This window comes from Pseudoalteromonas sp. KG3 (assembly GCF_030436385.1).
In the GTDB taxonomy this organism is placed as follows: Bacteria; Pseudomonadota; Gammaproteobacteria; order Enterobacterales; family Alteromonadaceae; genus Pseudoalteromonas; species Pseudoalteromonas prydzensis.
Genome location: NZ_CP098523.1, coordinates 2,621,794 through 2,640,817, shown reverse-complemented (window position 1 = coordinate 2,640,817; position 19,024 = coordinate 2,621,794). Strand labels below are relative to the sequence as shown.

The following is a 19,024-nucleotide window of genomic DNA, read 5'->3' as shown; positions in this document are numbered from 1 at the left end:
GTTGTATTTAACTTGCGATAAACTGAGGATTTCTAGGCTAGATTATACATTAATGAGCAGAGTAGTTGATGGAAGCTTAATAAATACAGTGGCATGGTTTGTTGCTTATATCCATATTAAGCTTTACTGACTCAATCTAACGCTAAACAATCCTTTATTATTGTTAGAGTAAAACAAACTTAATAAATTGAACACTCCTAAGTCAACTTATTAACATCCCCCTTTTGTCAGCCAAACATATACTCTTGTACTTTTAGCCTACGTATTTAAATTCCCACACACCACCTAATAGTGGCCAGTTGATACCATTAGATTTAGTGCTTTTTAATGGCGACAAGTCAATTTTTTCAAATGTGACTTTGATTGTTCCTTCCCCAAATTTTTCACTAATCAGTGCTTTTATATTTATATCTCTTACATTTAAAAGCGCTTCATTTCTGTGAGTAACAACTACCAAAAAGTTTTTCTCAGCCTTATGTCCTCCAGGAATACACAGGCAAATTGCTGCTAACCTTAATGCATCTTTTTCTATTTCTTTAACGCCGATATGTTTTTTGAATTCTACAATATGCTTTACATTCTTGGATTTATTCCCACGAATAACCATATCGACTTTCCCTTTACCTCCGAGCCTCAAGCTGGGACATTCACCTTCTATATCCATTTGAGTTTCTTCCACTAACTGACTCATAGGCGTTTCCATTGAGAAAGTGAAAGACTTGAAGTGCTTGTGTACTTCTTCCGCCACTTTCACTGAAAGGAAGTACTCGGGTAAATCATTAATTGAGCGCCCGGTTAAATCATATGCAGAATGCGCACTAACTTTAACTGCACGAGCTAAAACCTTTCTTACTGACCTAGTTGAAGTCATTCAAACCTGCCTTATATATTCAAGCATAGAAGCTCGACGGTTTTTTTAAATTTAGCTTACTTACTTTTAATATAAATAACACTACTTAAACTCAATGAAATCGATCTGCTGCTTAAGTTTATAAATAAATTGGCTGCATTTATAACCCCCTTTCACCAATTCTTTCCATTATCCAATCATCCACTTCTGACTCAAGCCAGGCTACAGATTTGACACCTAGAGAAACTTGCTTAGGAAATGTACCTTTAGTCATAAACTCATAAATTGTTGAACGACCAAGTGATGTTTTTTCGATTACTTCTTTTAATTTGATTAAACGCATGGAATTTCTCCGGTTGGTTACCACCTAAAGTAATAAGAAAGACACAAACGATAATGGGTAATGATTATCGTTTGCACTAGTATTTTCCACCTGTATAATCTCGCAAATTACTTTAATTCGTAAAAATATTCATTAAGGGTAATCATGAAACTTAAACGCTGTTTTGCACTTTCGTCGTTAGTATTAGCAATGGGGTTTCCTGCTTATGGGCAAGAATCATCACAAATTACAAGCATTGAAAAAAATGATGATCAAATAGAAATCATTTCAATTGTAGGGGTACGTCAAGACCGTGTTAGTAAAGGAGCAACTGGGCTAACAATGGAGCTTAACGAAACGCCACAATCAATAAGTGTTATCGATTCTGAGCAAATTAAGAACTTTGCCGCTAATGGCATTAACGATGTTATGCAAATGGCAACAGGTATAACAGTTCAGCAAAATGAAACTAACCGAACTCGTTACACCTCTCGTGGTTTTGATATTAAAAGCACTCAACTTGACGGTATTGGTTTACCTAATAGTTGGGGTATTGTTGTTGGAGTAATGGAAAGCTACGGGTATGAAGAAGTCGAAATTATTCGTGGTGCAAATGGTCAACTTACCGGTATAGGTAATGCTGGGGGGACTATTAATTATGTTCGTAAACGACCTACCAATGAAAATGAAGGAGAAGTCGCTCTGACACTTGGGTCTTATGATCAGAAACGCTTACAAGCTGATTATTCTGTTCTACTTACTGAAAGTGGCAGTTGGGCTGCACGTGTTGTTGCTGTAATGGAGGATGCTGAATCATACCTTGATGGTTTAGAGGATGATCATGCGTATTTGTCTGTAATTGTTGATGGCCAAGTTACAGATAATTCAACAGTAACCTTTGGCGCTTCATACCAAGATGCAAATACTGATGGTAATATGTGGGGCGGTTTACCTTTAGCTTATACCGATGGTACTCAAGCTGATTTTGATGTTAGTGTAAGCCCAACTCAAGATTGGACTATGTGGGATACCGAAAATATAAGCGCGTTTGTTGAATATTCTTATATCTTCGATAATGATTGGGAAATAAAAACAACCTACAACAGACAAGAATCAAACGATCAAAGTAAGTTATTTCTTGCCGCTGGCTTAGAAAATAGAGAAACGAACCAAGTAACAAGAACTTCTTTGGGTAGATATGCGGGTGACTTTACTGCTGATTTATTTGATTTAACCGCTAAAGGTCAATACCAACTATTTAACCAAACACATGAATTAATGTTTGGCACAAGCATATCAAAAAGTACCGATGTTAGTTTTAAAAACCCTTACGATACAGCCACCACACCTGCTTATGGTATTAAGCCTGTTTTTCCTTATCCGCTCGATTTAACGCCTGAGCCAATATGGGGAGAGCAAATTGAAACAGCAAGCTTAGACATAACCTTAACTCGTATTTTTGGTTCAACTAAAATAAACCTTAATGATGATTTATTTGTTATTGCAGGGTTCAATGCTATCGACTATACCCGAGAAGGTTACAATTCAGGTGGCGATGTTCTCAATGAAGAAAATGAGATCAGCCCTTACCTTGCGACAACTTATTCAATAACTGAAGATACCAATGCATACATTAGTTATTCAGATATCTATGAACCACAAGACAGGTATGACAAAAATTATCAATATTTAGACCCTAGTAAAGGGGTTAACTATGAAATTGGCCTAAAGACTCAATGGTTAGATGATACCTTATTGACTAGTGTTGCTCTTTTTAGTGCAGAGCAAAGTAATATTGCCGTAAGAGCCGGAACAAATGACGATGGTAAAACTTATTATGAAGGTACTTCGATGAAGTCAAGTGGCTTTGAGTTAGAAGTTCTTGGTCAACTGACGGAAAACCTTAATGCGACTTTTGCCTATACATATATGGATATAGAAGATGATGCTGGCGACAATGCAAGCGTATGGGAGCCAAAAAACGCAATGAAATTCTCGCTAGATTATACATTACCTGCCGTACCTGAACTTATTGTAGGTTTGGGCGGTAGATGGCAATCAGAAACTGAAAATTCAACCGGAGTAGTAAAGCAAGACGCTTATATGCTCGTTAGTGCATTTGCTCGTTGGGATGTATCAAATAACCTTTCCATTCAAGCGAATATTGACAACATCACGGATGAAAAGTATATGACAGGCTTGCGATATGTTGGCTTTTATGCTGCGCCAACGAGCGGGAGTATTACTGCAGCTTACCGTTTTTAAATATACTTACAGAGTTGCAGTTGCCATTTGGAAGTGTTTTACGCTTTTTAATCGCTCGGTGAATAACGCTGCCGAGCGATTAAATTGCTGTTTGTATAATTTAATTATATTAGTCCATGACTTTCAGTTAGCCAGCGTTATGGTTTTGTGCGCTTGCCATATCGCTGGGTTACGATGAGAAACAACAATGATTGTGCAGTCTAATTGCATTAGTTCCTTGGCAATGACTTCTTCTACTTCTGTGTCTAACGCTGCGGTTGCTTCGTCTAAGATAAGAATAGGCGCTTTTTTTAATATTGCTTGTGCAAGCCCTATTCGTTGTTTCTCGCCCCCAGATAACTGCCCGCCACCATCGACCACAGGCTGATTAATACCCAGTGGAGACTGAGATATTACGTTTGTTAACATCATTTTTTGAGCGATATCTTCTACTTCTTCATCGCTTGCAGTTGGGTTACTCATACGGATATTGCTCGCAATAGTGCCATTAAATATAACTGGCGACTGTGGTACATAAGCAAACAATGTTTCACGTTGAGTACTGGTGATTGATGATAATGAAGTGCTACCGATTTGAATATTACCACTTTGAGGCACATCAAAGCCCATTAAAAGATGAAGTAAGGTACTTTTACCTACACCACTCTCTCCGCGGATCAATACCCTAGTACCTGCTTCAATTTCCGTTGAAAAACAACTAAGTGCAGGCTGGTAAGTTAATTTATCAATCCTCATATTGTAATTATGGAGTTGTTTAGGCTGCTTATTTATTGGCTCTTGTAATTGGGGAGCTTCTAGCACATTAAAGTAACTTTTTATTGCAGAGGTATGTTCATTTACACTTAAAGCGGCTAAAGCTAGCGCCTCCATTGGAAGGGTTGCACGTAATGCCAATAACGTGACTACAAAAACATATTCCCCTGAGTAAACGCCTGCTGCCAACATATAAATCAGTATCCCTAGGCATGGTAAAGCACCTGCTACAGCGGCATAAAATGTCGATTTTGCCGCAGCTTCATTGGTGCAAGCTAATGCTTTACTTTGTGCAAGCCAAGCATCTTCAGCTCGCTTACTTGCATTGATGCAACCCGTTGCACTACGTAGCAGCTCAATATGATCAACAAGCTCTTGCCCCGCATGCTTAGATTTTTGCTCTGACCCACTACGCTGTTGATCTGATTTTAAAAGTGCCCGCTGAGAAATGAACTGTATATACAAAGCAATCATTAATAATCCAGCCAAGATTAAAGCAATCTGGTATCCAGCAACCCAAATCATACCTATAGTGATCACTATTGGAATTAATGGTGCATGGATAAATTGTTGTAACTGATGAGCAGGTATCGCCATAAAACTGGGAATATGTTGGCCCATTAAAGTGATTAACTTAGTTTGGTTTTGCGCCTTAAACCAACGCACTTTAATATGAGTCATGCAGTTTATTATCTCGCTATAAAGTGCATCAATTAAGCTTACTGCCACATTAAAGCCTGAACGAGAGACCAAAATAGTCATTATAATGGTTACACAGCCCAGTAATAAAACTGTGTATGCAGGCCACACACCTAAAATAGCCAAGGCAATTGCTATGTAACTCAGAGATTCTAAAACAGCCACAGCACCCCAACCGATTGTCACGGGCAGCAACACTTTAAATGCAGACTTAGTTAATATTGATGGTTTACGCATATTCTTAACCTACACCTTGATTACTTTTTAAGATAAGCTCATCATCAGCTAATAAGCTAATTTCGGGGTCATGACTCACTATGATTATGATTTTATTGCACTTTAATGCGTGTTGCTGCAATGCTTGGATAATTAGCATGGATGTTTCGTCATCTAACGCGCTAGTAGGCTCATCAAGTAGCAAAATTGCTGCTTCGCTTAAAAAAACACGAGCTAAATTTAAGCGTTGTTTTTCACCACCAGAGAGTGCGCTCGCCTGTTGAGATAAACCGACATTAAGCTGGGCGCTCTGTAGCGCGCTCAGGTATTTATTTGCAGCAGCCCTGCCACCTGTTAGAGCTAAATTATCTTGTACCGTTGCATCTAATACACTCAATCCTTGTGGCAACAACATAACCAATTTATTTAATGAGTGTTCGGTAAGATGTTTTATATTTTCAGAATTGATAAAAATCCCCCCCGAATAAGCCGGTTCAAAGCCTGCTATTGCACGCAGTAAGCTTGATTTGCCAACACCGCTTTGCCCAGAAATAACAAATAGTGAACCTGATTGAGTCGATAAGTTAATGCTTTGCTGGCGTAATTCATTATTAATTTGTAAGTTCAGATCACTAATAACAAGCTTGTTAGATTCAATAGGCGCACACTCTTTTTCACCAAACACCAGCGTGGGTATATTTAAAAACTCCTCAATATCTTTCGCCGCCATTTTACCTTTATAAATGTAATCAAGCCCGTGGCCTAATTTAAGTGCTGGCGCTACAATCACTAAACTAAAAAGCATTAACGGCGCGAGCGAATCAATCTCCCATTGGCTGCCAATCCAGTAAACCAATGTATATGTCGCGACCGCTTGCAACATTGCCGTTGCTATCGCCACGATGGTTGCCACTCGTTTAACTCGATTTTTCATACCGTGAGTAAAACTTGTTGTTGCGCTTTTTAAGCGAGCAAGTGGGCCAGCCGCTGCTGGAGTTGTTCGACAAACCAATACTCCTTTGCTGTACTCAGTCACACTGCTCGTTATTTGAGCCATCACATTAGTGCTCTCTTGAACCTGCTTTTTAGCTAATCTCGGAATAATAAAAAGATAACAAAGTATTGCTAACCCGCCCGGAATAAGAGCAACAAGCGCACTTATATGCGTGGTATAGAGCAATACCCCTAATGTAATAAGCGGTATAATGAACAATACAGTCAATTCAGATGGAAGGTGAGCTATCATGTAATGTAAATTAGCTACATCGTCATTAATTAATTTCTTTAACTTATCACTGCGGTATTTTACCAAGCTATGAACTGGTAAAAAGCTAAGCTGGCGAGCGATATCAATGCGTAACTGGGCGGAGAACTTAGCTTCTGCATTATGGCTGAGCCATGCGCTTATTCCTGCAAAAGTAGCTGCAAGCAACCAGCTTATACACGCTATCAATAACCATTTATCTGCATCCCCTAAAAGTAGCTTAACCACAGATAAAAGTGCTAAAACCCCTGCTATACCACTACACACTGAGAATAAAGTGCCTATAAGCAACTCTGTTGAAATGGGCTTTAGCGTGCGCTGCAACCTTTTGTACTTTGCAAATCCTAACAACATAAACAACCTAAACGATAAAGTTAAATGATAAAATTAATTATCAACACGGTGTTGATAATTAATTCAGCAAAGAGTAATCTAAATAACAATTATTATCAACCTATCTCTTAAAGGATTAATTTGTGTCACCTTTAATACAAAAAAAGTTTTCTGTTTCACTGCTAAGATTGTTTGTATTAACTTACTCTTGCGCTGCTGTTACAAACGTATACGCAGATGAGAATGAAGAGAAAAAAGAAGATATTCAGCACGTTATTGTCTATGGCCAAAAATTAGCCAGAACAATGCAAGAAACCGCAAGTTCGGTACAAATCATTACAGCTGAAGAACTTAAAAAAAATGCTGACCTTGCGACAATTGCTGAAATCCTGCCTGGTACTGCAAACCTTATTTATGCTGGTAATACCGATGCACCTATTATTCGAGGCAATGATACAAAAGGCCCTGTTAGTGCAGGAAATGCTTACCTTTCAAAGCCTATTCCAAGTGCAACTATCAGCGTAGATGGCCGGTATTTAACAGCTAGTGAGCTCGATTTAGGGGCTGCAGGCTTATGGGATGCAGCTTCGGTTGAAGTATTTAGAGGCCCACAAACAACAAACCAAGGTGCAAACAGCATTGCTGGTGCTGTGGTCATCCGTACTAACGAGCCTACTTTTACACCTGAAATTGCAGCGCAAGCTTTAGTTGGGAGTCGTAATAAACATAGAATTTCCGCTTTAGTATCAGGACCTTTAAGTGAAGATTTTGCTGCCCGTATCGCCATAGATTACAGCGCTAGAGATACATTTGTAACCTACACCAACCCAAATTTTACTGCACATGACTTCGACCTCGACTGGCAGAATAAAGATTTGCGCGCAAAGCTTTTATGGCAACCAAGCAATATTGACGGCTTAACCAGTAAGATCACCTACGCTTATAACGAAACTCATAGACCAAGAAGTGAAGTAGTCACTGAACCCTACGACAACCTTGAAAATGCCTCTATTTTTCAAGATAACCAAACAAGTAGTAACCATGCAGGCATTTGGGATATTGAATATTTGTTTGATGAAGGCATCTCATTGGTTAATCAACTGCAATATTCAGAAGGTGATTTCGATTACTTATTTGCCGAGCCTTTTTCAGGTGATGCTGAGCGCACAAATAAAAACGTTTCGAACGAGTTACGTTTAACATTTGATGATAAAAACAAAGATTTTCAAGGAGTCGCAGGGCTATTTTATTGGCAAGATAGAACTAAAAATACATTTAATAATGTGTTAGGTAATGCCGATGCCGACCTTGAACACCAAAGTATCGCCGCATTTGGGGAGTTAATTTGGCAATTCGCCAACCAGTGGGAACTCACTGGCGGGCTACGCTATCAAGAAGATACGATTAGTCATGACGGTCTAGCGAGCTATGTGCCTGAACGACATGAGTACGAAGAAACATTTAATGTTTTGCTGCCTAAATTGTCTTTGGCTTATAAAGTAAGTGATGAAATAAATATTGGCGCATTAATAAATAAAGGATACATACCAGGCGGAACGGGGATTAACTTTCGTGGTGGCGAATATTATACCTTTGATGAAGAGTATGCTTGGAATTACGAGCTATTTACTCGTATGTCATTTCTTGAACAACGTTTTACCATAGATGCCAACGTATTTTATACCCAATTTAAAGACTCACAACGCGCCGTGACTGACTACTTAGATGGTCGTGCATTTGGTTCAATAATTGTCAACGCCGATGAAGCGACAAGTTACGGAGTAGAGTTAAACGCGGCTTATTCTGCCAATGAGCAACTCTCATTGTATGGCGGTTTAGGTTTATTAGAGACTGATATTAGTGAGTTTAACGATTATAGAGGGGAGTCATTTGTCGGTAATGAATTTAGTAAGGCTCCTGGCTATATGTTTAATTTGGGTACTGAATATAAAGTCACAGAAGCGTGGTCACTAGATATCAATATGCGTTATACCGATTCATATTATTCATCTGACACCAATGACCCTGAACTACGCGTCAACTCTTACACTGTAGTGAACTTCAACACTGCATATCAATTTAATGAGAATCTATCTGGATTTATTTATGTAAAAAATGCATTAGACAAGCATGCTCCACTTAGAAAGAATTTTGATAGAAGTACAAATGGTGAAGCCGCCTATTTACTAGAGCCAAGGGAGCTTGGTGCTGGTATTAGGCTCTCACTCTAACTAAAAGCATTGTCGCGTAATGTTGTTGTATTAAATGAAAAACATTTTACCAAACAGCGGTAATGGTTAAGATGTATTTTTTAAATATAGGAGCTCTGGCACATGATAGAAAAACGAGTTAACAACAATACGCGACAGCGCGGCAGACCAAGCCGAATTAGTCGCGAAAGCATTGCTCGAGTGGCCCTCGATATAGGTATACAAGATGCCACTTTAATGAACATAGCTAAAGCATTACAAGTTGATCGCTCTTCACTTTACCATCATGTCAAAAGCCGCAAAGATGTGGTGAGCTTAGCCACGGAGATTGCTGTTCAAGAGCTAAACTGGGAGGCTCAAGAAGGTGCAACTTGGCGCGAAGAGCTAATAGTTTTAACAGATGCACTTTGGCAACTTTATACACAAAACCCAGGCTTAGCCGAAGCGGTACAGCAAGCTTTAGTAACACCAATAGAAGGTATCCATGGCTTTGCTGAGTCAGTCGCTAGGTTACAACAAAAAGGGTTTGCTCTTGATGATGCTGTAATCGCAGTTGATATGCTCGTTGATATGGTTTGCGACTGTTTTTTAGGGTGGTGGTCAAATAACAAGCCAGACAGTAAAGGGAAGCCACGCAGTGAACGATTAATTAAGCTATGGCAAGAACAAGCCAAAAATCATCATCATGCAGAACAAATTAATGCCATGGTTGCCATTATGCAAGCAGGCCAACGACAGTGGTGGGAGCGTAAGCGCGATCTTGTATTAGATGCAATAGCGCTCAGGCTTCCCCCGTCATAACAAATAGCGCATCAAACAATTAAATTATGCCTCTGAAATCATCATTATTAATTATTATAAGTACACTATTAATCGCTTTAAGCTCATTATTTTTAGGGGTTTCAAAGCTACCTATCACAGCTCTTTTCCAAGGCTCTGAAGAAGCATGGTTTACCCTGACAACTAGCCGAGTGCCTCGTTTAGCTGCACTGATTCTTGCTGGGGCGGGGTTAGCAATATGTGGTGTAATCTTACAACAAGTTGTGCAAAACCGATTTGCCGAACCTGCAACAACAGGTGGCCTAGATGCCGCAAAACTCGGAATGCTTATTGCCGCGATCCATTTTCCAAATACTGGCGCGCTAGGGAAATCTTTAGCAGCCTTTATTTTTTGTTTATTTTGCTGTGGTTTGTTTGTCTTGTTGCTACGTCGTATCAAGCTAAAAAGCAGTGTGTTGATCCCAATCATTGGCTTAATGTATGCCAGTGTATTAAGTGCCATAGCCGATTTTTACGCCTATCAAAATAACCTAATGCAAAATATGCAGGCGTGGTTATTGGGTGATTTCTCGAAAATAGTGCAAGGGAACTATGAAACTTTATTTTTTATTCTTCCCATCGTGATACTCACTTACTTTTTCGCACAACGCTTTATTATTATAGGTATGGGGGAAAGCGTAGCGATAAGTTTAGGGTTAAACTATTTCTCTATGGTGGCTGTGGCTTTAGTGATTGTATCGTTATGTGTCGCCGCAATTATGATTACTGTAGGCAGTTTGCCATTTATAGGGCTTGTGATCCCCAACTTGGTCGCAATGTATTTTGGCGACAATATAAAAAAGACATTACCTATCAATGCATTATGTGGGTCAACATTCTTAATTATATGCGATATTTTCAGCCGTTCCTTGATCTACCCATTTGAAATTCCAATTGGTTTAACTGCTGGTTGCCTAGGCGGTTTCTTATTTTTGCTCATTTTATGGCGGCAAAAAAAATGAAAAAACTCATCCTATTTGGCTTTTATTTAAGTTTTACACTACTTATTGGTTTTTTTCTTTTTTGGCAATCCGACTTTAACTTTCAGTATATTATTTCAAATAGACTTATACGCTTAGGTGCAATCATCATCGGTGGTGTATGCGTCGCATTTAGCGCTATTTGCTTTCAAACAATTTGTGGTAATCGTATTATTACACCAGCAATTATGGGTTACGAAGCCATCTATCTGTGCTTTCAAGCAACGCTAATTTTGATATTTGGTACTGCAAGTCAAATTGTGATTGGCGCTTATAGCAACTTCTTTTTAAGTATAGTTGTAATGCTAACTTACTCATTTGCACTACAACAATTGCTTTTTAAAAATGGTCAAAAGAATGTCTACTTCCTGCTACTTTCAGGTCTTATAATTACCTTAGTTATCAACAGTGTTACACAACTTATTCACTATAGTATTAGTCCTGGTGAATTCGCTATTTTCCAAGGCTTTAGTCTAACATCTTTCAATCGCGTTGAGTTACTACAACTTATTGTGACCTTTGTTATTACAGCGATAGTTGTATTATCCTTGCAAAAGCAACATCGTCGGTTTGATATTCTTTTACTTGGCCAAGACCAGGCTCAATCTCTTGGCATCAATACCCATCACTTTATTAAATTAAATTTAGCGCTGATAGCTATATTAGTTGCTGTTTCTACAAGCTTATTAGGCCCCACAGCCTTTATGGGGATTTTTGTTGCCAACTTAGCCTATTCACTTGTTAAAGTAGCTCGCCATTGGTGCATATTAAAAGTCGCTAGCATAATTGCAATAACCGCGTTCTTAATTGCACAGGTTTTAGTGGAACATGTATTTAATTACCGCTTAACGGCAGGTATTTTGGTTAATTTATTTTGTGCGGCTTACTTTTTAGTTTTAATTATACGGCCAAGGAATCATCTATGATAACTGTTACAAACTTATCGTATTCATATCAAAATACGCGCGTACTCAAAAATATTAATGCATGTTTTCCGGAGCAACAATTAACATCTTTAATCGGGCCAAATGGCGCAGGAAAGAGCACTTTACTTATGTCTATTGGCCGCCTGTTAGGGGGTGATAAAAAGTGCATCACATTGAATCATAGACCTATCAGTGAAATCCCCACTAAAGAACTCGCATTAAAAATAGCAACATTAAGACAAACTACGAATATTGATTTACGGATCACAGTACGCGAACTCGTTGCATTTGGTCGATTTCCTCATAACCGAGGAAAATTAACAACATTGGATAATGAGGCAATTGATCACGCGTTAGCATTTTTATCAATTTCGCAATTAGAAAACACTTTTATTGATGAGCTTAGTGGAGGGCAAAGACAGTTATGCTTCCTTGCTATGACAATTGCGCAACAGACCCCCTACTTGTTACTCGACGAACCTTTAAATAATTTAGATATGAAGCATGCATCCCACATAATGAATGCGTTAAGGCGCCTTTGTGATGAACAAAAGCGCACTATTATTTTAGTTGTCCATGACATTAACTTTGCTGCTAATTACTCAGATCACCTTGTCGCATTAAAAAAAGGGTCAGTACACAGTAGTGGCACTGTAGAGCAAGTCGTTACCCAAAAAAACCTTCAAGATTTATATGAATTTAACATTGAGATCATGCCCAGCTCTCAAGGCCCGATTTGTAACTATTTTCACTCGACAGGAGTCGCATAAAATGAATAACGCTTTACCAACAAGTATATTTATCATCTTATTCTTACTTACTGGCTGCGAACCCAATACGGGTGCAGAGATGGCTAAAGAGAGACCTTCAGTTAAAGCCATGACTTTAAATCATTCATTGGGGGAAACAATAATACAAAGCACGCCAAAAAGGGTTATAGCATTAGATATGAATGCTGTAGATACTCTCAGCCAGTTAAACATACCCGTAATAGGAATGCCAAAAGACTTTATTCCACATTTTTTACCATCGTATAAGAACAATTCAAACGTTCAAGATCTCGGAGCAATTATACAACCAAACTTAGAACGCGTTTATTCTTTAAACCCTGATTTGATTCTCATTTCATCGCTGCAAGCTACTCATTACAAAGCACTGAATGAACTTGCGCCAACCTATTATTTCGATATTGATTATCAAAATAGTGGCGCTGACCATATTGAAAAAATAAATACGTATATGCTCAACTTAGGACGTATTTTTAACAAGCAAGAATTAGCGCAAGAAAAAGTGGCTACTTTAAACGCAAAGTTAAAAGATACTAAGCAATTAATAACTGATCGCCCAGAGTCGGCGATGATTGTATTGCATAATAACGGAACGTTACGCTATTTTGGGGTGCAATCTCGATATGGCTTTATTTATAATGAGCTAGGTGTTAAACCCGCAAGTCAAGAAACGGCAACAAGTGCACACGGCCAACCTATATCCCATGAATTTATGTATAAATACAACCCTGATATTATTTACGTTATTGACCGTACGGCAGTGATGGAAAACAAAGCAGCTGTTAATTTAGACGATTTAAATAACCCCTTACTCAAAAAAACCAACGCATGGAAAAATAACCGCGTTCGTATTGTTGACTCCGAAGCGTGGTATATAACGGGGGCTAGTTATAGCTCATTAATGATAATGCTAGACGATATTACACAAGGTTACGTAAATTAAAAATTCAGTTCTCGTAGCGGCCATATACCCAAATCATATTACACTCTGAGTTTCTGTATCTTGAGGTGGTTTGGGTATTATTGCGTTATACTGACGCAAATTTTTTCAAATAAACTGTTATGGCTCTTAAATCGACGATTATTAAAGCGCAATTATCGCTAAGCGATATGGACCGCCACCTTTACCAAGACTTTAATTTAACCTTGGCGCAGCATCCATCTGAAAACGATCAGCGCTTGATGATCCGCTTGCTGGCATATGCACTCAATGCCTGTGAAGGTTTAGAATTCACTAAAGGTTTATCGGCTGATGATGAACCAGAGCTATGGCATAAAAACTACAGCGATGAGATTGAATTATGGGTTGAGCTTGGCTTACCAGATGAAAAGCGCCTTAAAAAGGCCTGTAATAAATCTAAACAAGTCGTGCTCTATACTTATGGTGAAAATAATCAAGCTATTTGGTGGCAAAAACATCAACCTAAGCTGTATGAATTTAAAAATTTAAGCATTTATAGTTTAGACTTTGCAGCAACACAGGCACTTGCCGGATTGGTTGATCGCAATATATCGCTGACTATTACTATTCAAGATGGTGATGTATGGGTGAGCTCTGATTCAGTGAACATTGAGATTAAACCCGTACAATTAATGTAAATTGTATCCTGTAAAAAAGAGGGTGTATGGCTGTTCAACACGCTGTGGTGCTTCACGGATTGTATATGTCTGGTTTTGTTATGCGCCCTTTATGCTCGCAGCTCGAAAAGTCTGGGTTGAATATTCTTAACCTTTCTTATAATACGCTGTCTCCCGATCGAGCAGCTATTTTTGAGCAAATTGATACATTTATAGATAATAAAAGTACGGCACTCGTATGTCACTCTATGGGCGGCCTTGTGGCGCGAGCTTACTTGGCCGCTAATTCTCTGCAAAGTCAAAATGTTGAAAAAGTCATTACCTTAGGCACCCCGCATAAGGGCAGCCATATCGCACGCAGAATGCAGCAAAAAGGCTTTGATGTGTTTTTAAAAAATAGCGTCGATTTTTTACTTACCGAAAATGGTGATTGGCCATTTAACGCAAAGCTCTATAGTATTGCTGGCGACTTACCAATCGGCCTAATGCCACTAATTGCTAAAGGCAGTCAATCAGATGGTACTGTATTAATTGATGAAACCAAGTTGCAAGGCATGGCAGAACATAAAGTATTTCATTTAAGCCATACTAGTATGATTTACTCACGCCAAGTCATAAATTATATTCTTGAATTATTAGTTTAATCTTCTGCGCTAGCAGCAATTTTATAAGCTACGAATGCAATGATGGCTAATAACAATTGAGTTGGGGCAGCAATATAGCCAAAGGTATTAAAATTAGCAAAGCTCGCTCCAGCCAAATGACCAACTAAGCCAACTACAAATGCAATCAACGCTATACCAATTACAACTAATTCCATTTTACTTTCTTTTTGTGTTTTAGCTTGCATGAGTAATCTCCCAGTTATTTAACTGGGTTTAGTATGCGCCGACTAAAAAACAAACTATTGACCTAAATCAAATATGCTAAGGCATAATCCACAATGCGATAAAAAGTTTGCTTTAGATCATATTTAGCATCTATTTTTACTTATCAACTGGGCGTTTTCATTACTAGGGGTGTTTTTTGCAGAATTAAGTCCCATCTCTATTAAGCAACCATGGTAATTTATAAACTTATAGATAGAGCTTAATTATTGATAGGTAAAAACTATAGATATTATTGATATTAACCATTTTACACATGAGCAATAATGGCTGATACTTACCCTAAGCCATTGAGCAACACACTTAACAGTTTTATTAAGGAGAAGAATATGTCACAGGTAAATGCAATAGGTCTTAACAGCGCCAAAAGTGAAGGTATCGTAAAATCACTCAATACTCTGTTAAGCAGCTACCAGATTCAATATATGAATGCCCGCGGTTTTCATTGGAATATTAAAGGCCGCAACTTTTTTGAACTACATATCAAGTTTGAAGAAATTTATAACCTATTACTTTTAAAAGTAGATGAAGTCGCTGAGCGCATTTTAACGCTTGATGGTGCACCACTGCATGCATTCTCTGATTACTTAGAGATCAGCGAGATTAAAGAAGCTAAAAACATTAGTGATGGTGTTACAGCAGTCGAAAACTTATTAGCAGGTTACAGCACGCTAATTAAGATGCAGCGTGATATCTTAGAACAAGCAAGTGATGCACAAGATGAAGGTACGGCTTCACTGATGAGTGATTATATTTCTGAGCAAGAAAAATTAGTTTGGATGTTAAAAGCATACTTAGATTAAAATTAATAAGGCCCTTAATTAAGGGCCTTCTTTTTAAAGCCAGCTTTTTACATATTCATAGTCAGGGTAGTCTTCTAAGTAGCTTTGAACGCTAGGATAAGACTGTATGTTCATATCACTTCCTTGACAAATATGCTCCACCATATTTTTTGCAATTAAACTAGGTTGAAGGTAGTCAACCCGTTTGTAGCCACGGGCTTGGACGCCTTCACTATTAAAACAGCCTATCACTTTAATATAAATAATTGGCGGCTCGATTGAATATTGCCAATCACCATGCGCATTGAACATTGTTATGCCTATTGAAGGCGCCCCCTACTGGTCACTTTTTGTTAATTAAGCTGATAAAAAAGGCCATTTCTAAGGCTTTTTCTTCTAAGCTTTTAAAGCGCCCTGATGCGCCGCCGTGCCCAGCATCCATATCAGTTTTAAATACTAGAATATTATCATCTGTTTTGTACTCTCGTACTTTAGCCACCCATTTCATTGGCTCCCAATATTGCACTTGGGAGTCATGTAAGCCTGTAGTCACCAGAATATTTGGGTAAGCTTGTGCTCTAATATTATCATACGGAGAATACGCAGCTATTAGATCATAATACTCAGAGTCATTTGGGTTACCCCATTCATCATACTCATTAGTCGTCAATGGGATAGACTCATCAAGCATAGTCGTTAGCACATCTAAAAATGGCACATGGCAGCCCACTCCTAAGTACAGCTCTGGAGCTTGATTGACAACGGCGCCCATCAACAAACCACCCGCACTGCCACCAGAGGCAAACACTTTATCTTGCGCGCCATAACCTTGTGCAACGAGTGCTTTGGTCACATCAATAAAGTCGTTAAAACTATTTTGCTTATGCTGCTTTTTACCTTGCTCATACCAATCACGTCCTAGCATTTCACTGCCACGAACATGTGCAATAGCGTACACAAAGCCACGGTCAAGCAAACTTAATGACGTACTCGAAAAACTCGGATCGATAGTGATACCGTAAGCTCCATAACCGTATTGAAATAATGGGTTAGTGCCGTCTTTTTTAAATAACTGTTTACGATAAACCAATGACACAGGTACTTTCACGCCATCTTGGGCGGTGATCATCAATCGTTCGGAAGCATAATTCTCTGCATCAAAACTACCCAGCACCTGTTGTTGTTTAAGCAGTGTTTTCTCTCCAGAGCTTAAGTCAACCTCATAAAGTGACCCTGGTGTGGTCAAGCTTGAATAATAGATACGTGCCGATTGCGAGTTTGGTTCAGGGTTCATCGCCACAGATGCGTAAAAACAGGGATCATCGAACGCTAAGGTCATACGCTGCTGTTGCTTATTGATCACCACAAAGCGAGTTTGCCCTTGCTCTCGCTCAGTTAACACTAAAAAGTCGTGAAATAGTTCAACCCCTTCAAACAACACTTCCTCTCGGTGAGGCGTATGTTCAAGCCACTGATTTTTATCTGCAATAGTTGTTTCTGTTGCAGTCATCAAACGAAAGTTTTTAGCTTGCCAATTGGTGACGATATAAAACGTGTCGCCGAGTTTATCAACATCAAACTCGTGACCTTCTTCGCGTGGCATTAATTGAGTAAATTCACCGAGCGGCTGATTGGCATCTAATACCCAGGTATCATTGGTTTCTGTGGTAGCCAAATCAATAATAATGAGACTTTCATCACGACTTTTGCCTAAGCCCATAAAAAAGCTACGATCTTGCTCTTCATAAACCAGCACATCGTGCGCTTGGCTAGTACCAATAACATGGCGGTAAACTTGATAACCGAGCAAGGTTTTTAAATCTTTCTTAACATAAAATACGGTTTTGTTGTCGTTTGCCCAAACTATTTGGCCTTCAGTATTTTCTAATACATCGTCAAGTAAATCATCGCTATCAATAGCCTTAAACTTTACCGTATAAATGCGGCGACCATCGGTATCTTCTGAATAAGCAAGGAGTTGCTCATTTGGGCTTATTGCCACTTCGCCCAACTCATAAAATTCATAGCCTTCCGCCAGCAAATTTACGTCTAACAAAAGCTGCTTGTCTGCCGCGGACATTTCACGACTACGGTAGTGACGAGAATACTCATCATCACCACGCACTTCTGAGTGATACCAGTATTGACCATCTTTAACGGGAAAAGTATTGTCATCTTTAACTATACGGTCTTTTAGCTCGTTAAATAATGCGGTTTGCAGTGACTTAATCGGCGCCAACTGCTGCTCGCAATAATCATTTTCAGCGGCTAAATGTGCCAGTATAGTTTGCTCTGTGCGTTCGTCATCACGCATCCAATAATAATCATCAATGCGTGTTTTTTGGTGTGTTGTTAACGTGTGCGGCTGTTTACGCGCAACCGGAGCATTTAAAAGTGAAGACAACGATAAGTTTGATAGAGCCACAGAAAAACCAATAAAAAATTTCGATGGCTGGAGTTTAACATAATTTTCAAAAGTACATAAAAAAGCCCACTCAATGAGTGGGCGAAAAATGCTAAATAGCATTAAGGGGAAACTTGCTGCCAGGCTAAATCCCAACTTTGCCCCACACCGGGCTCATAAAGTGGATTGTTTTCTTCTTTCACATTGCAAAACTGGCTAAAAGGCCACGGTTTGCATTTATAGATTAGGCCGGTTTTTGGCTGTAATACTTTTACTCCTGCATTATAAACACTACACTTTTCAGGGTAGATGTAATCATATGCTGGTTTAACAGATTTAAAATCATCACATTTAGCTATGCATTGAAACGTTAATTCGGCACGATTAATACCACAACCTTCAAGCGTATAGATCTGATTTGAACGATAAGCGACAACTAAACCTTGCTCTGTCATTCTACCGGCTTCAACTAACGGTATATGGGTATTAATATACTCCGCAACATAGCGTGGCCAATTATGTGGCTCACCTTGTTCTTCAGTGATAATTTCATATTTAAATGATAAATCGACTAGCTCTCCTTGCGTGTCATAAAAAGTCACTGTCACCATATCACCCACAAATAATTGGGTATGATGATTTAGACAACCTATTGGCACCCAACTTCCACAGGCCAATGACGTATGCATAAACAAAGCAACACCTTAAGAACATCTAATAGCTACTATCCAGTATTTATTGGATAAAAGAAATACTTTTTAACTACATTGTAGGGGCTGATGACACACAGCGAGGTTAAAAATGACCCTGTGCGACGACCCCGCTATCTTAGTTTTAATGCTAAAACCTTAGACCGGAAACTTTGCGTCCTAACCTTTCGATTAGTTTGCCAAAACATCGTGAGTATAATGTGACACAGTACAAAGATCAAACTAAAGAATGTAACCG

At 38.8% G+C, this 19,024-nt stretch carries 18 protein-coding genes and 1 riboswitch; of the genes, 10 read left to right on the top strand and 8 right to left on the bottom strand.

Annotated elements, in window-relative coordinates; translation table 11 throughout:
- Positions 1 to 253: 253 nt before the first annotated feature.
- Both NDQ71_RS12555 and NDQ71_RS12550 read right to left on the bottom strand, forming a co-directional pair.
- Positions 254 to 871: a hypothetical protein gene (locus NDQ71_RS12555; protein ID WP_193050058.1), complete on the bottom strand. Its 618-nt coding sequence runs from the start codon at positions 869 to 871 to the stop codon at positions 254 to 256.
- A gap of 139 nt (positions 872 to 1,010) precedes the next feature.
- Positions 1,011 to 1,193, bottom strand: a complete 183-nt coding sequence (locus tag NDQ71_RS12550) for an AlpA family transcriptional regulator (protein ID WP_192541788.1) — start codon at positions 1,191 to 1,193, stop codon at positions 1,011 to 1,013.
- Between the two features lie 144 nt (positions 1,194 to 1,337).
- Here NDQ71_RS12550 and NDQ71_RS12545 point away from each other — a divergent pair, with 144 nt between their 5' ends.
- Positions 1,338 to 3,437 (top strand): TonB-dependent siderophore receptor, encoded by a 2,100-nt coding sequence (locus NDQ71_RS12545; protein ID WP_192541787.1) that lies wholly within the window; start codon positions 1,338 to 1,340, stop codon positions 3,435 to 3,437.
- 123 nt (positions 3,438 to 3,560) lie between these two features.
- On the opposite strand, the gene NDQ71_RS12540 is transcribed toward NDQ71_RS12545, so the two are convergent.
- Both NDQ71_RS12540 and NDQ71_RS12535 read right to left on the bottom strand, forming a co-directional pair.
- The gene (locus tag NDQ71_RS12540) at positions 3,561 to 5,126 is read right to left on the bottom strand and encodes an ABC transporter ATP-binding protein (RefSeq protein WP_192541786.1); all 1,566 of its coding nucleotides are present in this window, start codon (positions 5,124 to 5,126) and stop codon (positions 3,561 to 3,563) included.
- Between the two features lie 4 nt (positions 5,127 to 5,130).
- Positions 5,131 to 6,723 (bottom strand): ABC transporter ATP-binding protein, encoded by a 1,593-nt coding sequence (locus tag NDQ71_RS12535; protein WP_192541785.1) that lies wholly within the window; start codon positions 6,721 to 6,723, stop codon positions 5,131 to 5,133.
- Between the two features lie 122 nt (positions 6,724 to 6,845).
- Here NDQ71_RS12535 and NDQ71_RS12530 point away from each other — a divergent pair, with 122 nt between their 5' ends.
- The 8 genes from NDQ71_RS12530 to NDQ71_RS12495 all read left to right on the top strand — a co-directional run bounded on the left by NDQ71_RS12530 (position 6,846) and on the right by NDQ71_RS12495 (position 14,647).
- Positions 6,846 to 8,933 carry a TonB-dependent receptor gene (locus NDQ71_RS12530; RefSeq protein ID WP_301561697.1) on the top strand — a complete coding sequence of 696 codons (2,088 nt, stop codon included), beginning with the start codon at positions 6,846 to 6,848 and terminating at the stop codon, positions 8,931 to 8,933.
- A gap of 102 nt (positions 8,934 to 9,035) precedes the next feature.
- Positions 9,036 to 9,713, top strand: coding sequence for a TetR/AcrR family transcriptional regulator (locus NDQ71_RS12525; protein WP_192541784.1), 678 nt, complete (start codon positions 9,036 to 9,038; stop codon positions 9,711 to 9,713).
- Between the two features lie 26 nt (positions 9,714 to 9,739).
- Positions 9,740 to 10,693, top strand: coding sequence for an ABC transporter permease (locus NDQ71_RS12520; RefSeq protein ID WP_192541783.1), 954 nt, complete (start codon positions 9,740 to 9,742; stop codon positions 10,691 to 10,693).
- Positions 10,690 to 11,637: an iron chelate uptake ABC transporter family permease subunit gene (locus tag NDQ71_RS12515; RefSeq protein ID WP_301561696.1), complete on the top strand. Its 948-nt coding sequence runs from the start codon at positions 10,690 to 10,692 to the stop codon at positions 11,635 to 11,637. The genes NDQ71_RS12520 and NDQ71_RS12515 overlap by 4 nt, the downstream gene beginning before the upstream one ends.
- Positions 11,634 to 12,407, top strand: coding sequence for an ABC transporter ATP-binding protein (locus NDQ71_RS12510; protein ID WP_192541781.1), 774 nt, complete (start codon positions 11,634 to 11,636; stop codon positions 12,405 to 12,407). Before NDQ71_RS12515 ends, NDQ71_RS12510 begins: the two co-directional genes overlap by 4 nt.
- A 1-nt stretch (position 12,408) precedes the next feature.
- Positions 12,409 to 13,368: a siderophore ABC transporter substrate-binding protein gene (locus tag NDQ71_RS12505; protein WP_192541780.1), complete on the top strand. Its 960-nt coding sequence runs from the start codon at positions 12,409 to 12,411 to the stop codon at positions 13,366 to 13,368.
- A gap of 119 nt (positions 13,369 to 13,487) precedes the next feature.
- Positions 13,488 to 14,024, top strand: coding sequence for a YaeQ family protein (locus NDQ71_RS12500; protein ID WP_193050055.1), 537 nt, complete (start codon positions 13,488 to 13,490; stop codon positions 14,022 to 14,024).
- 26 nt (positions 14,025 to 14,050) lie between these two features.
- Positions 14,051 to 14,647: an alpha/beta hydrolase gene (locus tag NDQ71_RS12495; RefSeq protein WP_301561695.1), complete on the top strand. Its 597-nt coding sequence runs from the start codon at positions 14,051 to 14,053 to the stop codon at positions 14,645 to 14,647.
- On the opposite strand, the gene NDQ71_RS12490 is transcribed toward NDQ71_RS12495, so the two are convergent.
- Positions 14,644 to 14,853, bottom strand: a complete 210-nt coding sequence (locus NDQ71_RS12490) for a hypothetical protein (RefSeq protein WP_301561694.1) — start codon at positions 14,851 to 14,853, stop codon at positions 14,644 to 14,646. The two genes, NDQ71_RS12495 and NDQ71_RS12490, sit on opposite strands and share 4 nt — an antisense overlap.
- Before the next feature lie 366 nt (positions 14,854 to 15,219).
- Between NDQ71_RS12490 and NDQ71_RS12485 the strand changes: the two genes are divergently transcribed.
- A complete protein-coding gene (locus NDQ71_RS12485; protein ID WP_301561693.1) occupies positions 15,220 to 15,693 on the top strand; it encodes a Dps family protein in 474 nt (157 codons plus the stop codon).
- Positions 15,694 to 15,726: 33 nt separating this feature from the next.
- Here the strand turns inward: NDQ71_RS12485 and NDQ71_RS12480 are convergent, their stop codons facing one another.
- From NDQ71_RS12480 to NDQ71_RS12470, 3 genes are all read right to left on the bottom strand, one after another.
- Positions 15,727 to 15,984, bottom strand: coding sequence for a hypothetical protein (locus tag NDQ71_RS12480; RefSeq protein ID WP_301561692.1), 258 nt, complete (start codon positions 15,982 to 15,984; stop codon positions 15,727 to 15,729).
- A 31-nt stretch (positions 15,985 to 16,015) separates the two neighbouring features.
- The gene (locus NDQ71_RS12475) at positions 16,016 to 18,097 is read right to left on the bottom strand and encodes a S9 family peptidase (RefSeq protein ID WP_301561691.1); all 2,082 of its coding nucleotides are present in this window, start codon (positions 18,095 to 18,097) and stop codon (positions 16,016 to 16,018) included.
- A gap of 101 nt (positions 18,098 to 18,198) precedes the next feature.
- Entirely contained in the window at positions 18,199 to 18,765 is a 567-nt protein-coding gene (locus NDQ71_RS12470) for a chitin-binding protein (protein ID WP_301561690.1), read from the bottom strand.
- A gap of 121 nt (positions 18,766 to 18,886) precedes the next feature.
- Positions 18,887 to 18,977, bottom strand: a riboswitch (cyclic di-GMP riboswitch).
- Between the last annotated feature and the right edge of the window lie 47 nt (positions 18,978 to 19,024).

Excerpts from the sequence above, each read along its gene's own strand:
- NDQ71_RS12505 (WP_192541780.1), top strand. The coding sequence starts at position 12,409 with ATGAATAACGCTTTACCAACAAGTATATTTATCATCTTATTCTTACTT.
- NDQ71_RS12520 (WP_192541783.1), top strand. The coding sequence starts at position 9,740 with ATGCCTCTGAAATCATCATTATTAATTATTATAAGTACACTATTAATC.
- NDQ71_RS12485 (WP_301561693.1), top strand. The coding sequence starts at position 15,220 with ATGTCACAGGTAAATGCAATAGGTCTTAACAGCGCCAAAAGTGAAGGT.
- NDQ71_RS12515 (WP_301561696.1), top strand. The coding sequence starts at position 10,690 with ATGAAAAAACTCATCCTATTTGGCTTTTATTTAAGTTTTACACTACTT.
- NDQ71_RS12510 (WP_192541781.1), top strand. The coding sequence starts at position 11,634 with ATGATAACTGTTACAAACTTATCGTATTCATATCAAAATACGCGCGTA.
- NDQ71_RS12550 (WP_192541788.1), bottom strand. The coding sequence starts at position 1,193 with ATGCGTTTAATCAAATTAAAAGAAGTAATCGAAAAAACATCACTTGGT.
- NDQ71_RS12500 (WP_193050055.1), top strand. The coding sequence starts at position 13,488 with ATGGCTCTTAAATCGACGATTATTAAAGCGCAATTATCGCTAAGCGAT.
- NDQ71_RS12490 (WP_301561694.1), bottom strand. The coding sequence starts at position 14,853 with ATGCAAGCTAAAACACAAAAAGAAAGTAAAATGGAATTAGTTGTAATT.
- NDQ71_RS12555 (WP_193050058.1), bottom strand. The coding sequence starts at position 871 with ATGACTTCAACTAGGTCAGTAAGAAAGGTTTTAGCTCGTGCAGTTAAA.
- NDQ71_RS12495 (WP_301561695.1), top strand. The coding sequence starts at position 14,051 with ATGGCTGTTCAACACGCTGTGGTGCTTCACGGATTGTATATGTCTGGT.
- NDQ71_RS12535 (WP_192541785.1), bottom strand. The coding sequence starts at position 6,723 with ATGTTGTTAGGATTTGCAAAGTACAAAAGGTTGCAGCGCACGCTAAAG.
- NDQ71_RS12545 (WP_192541787.1), top strand. The coding sequence starts at position 1,338 with ATGAAACTTAAACGCTGTTTTGCACTTTCGTCGTTAGTATTAGCAATG.
- NDQ71_RS12480 (WP_301561692.1), bottom strand. The coding sequence starts at position 15,984 with ATGTTCAATGCGCATGGTGATTGGCAATATTCAATCGAGCCGCCAATT.
- NDQ71_RS12540 (WP_192541786.1), bottom strand. The coding sequence starts at position 5,126 with ATGCGTAAACCATCAATATTAACTAAGTCTGCATTTAAAGTGTTGCTG.
- NDQ71_RS12525 (WP_192541784.1), top strand. The coding sequence starts at position 9,036 with ATGATAGAAAAACGAGTTAACAACAATACGCGACAGCGCGGCAGACCA.
- NDQ71_RS12470 (WP_301561690.1), bottom strand. The coding sequence starts at position 18,765 with ATGCATACGTCATTGGCCTGTGGAAGTTGGGTGCCAATAGGTTGTCTA.